Below are 251 nucleotides of genomic sequence, written 5' to 3'. Positions count from 1 at the left end.
GGCGACCGCGACGCTCGCCATGGCGGCGAGCGCGGCCATGGCCGGCGTACCGCTGTTCAACGGCTTCCTTTCCAAGGAAATGTTCTTTGCCGAAGCCGTCGAAACCCATGCCGACTCGCTCCTGGATCGGGCGCTGCCCTATGTCGCGACGCTGTCGGGCGCATTCGCCGTCGCCTATGCGCTGCGCGTCATCCTCACGGTCTTCTTCGGCCCCAAGCCCGTCGATCTGTCGAACCCGCATCCGCACGAGC

General features: G+C 66.5%; 1 protein-coding gene. It reads left to right on the top strand.

Features of this window, described 5'->3' with window-relative positions; all coding sequences use genetic code 11:
* Positions 1 to 251, top strand: a 251-nt coding sequence (locus R0J92_RS25120) for a hypothetical protein (RefSeq protein WP_411053684.1), incomplete at both ends; no start/stop codon positions are given.

Source organism: Tritonibacter sp. SIMBA_163 (assembly GCF_046535935.1).
Lineage (GTDB): Bacteria > Pseudomonadota > Alphaproteobacteria > Rhodobacterales > Rhodobacteraceae > Epibacterium > Epibacterium scottomollicae.
This window is presented reverse-complemented; position numbering and strand designations above follow the sequence as displayed.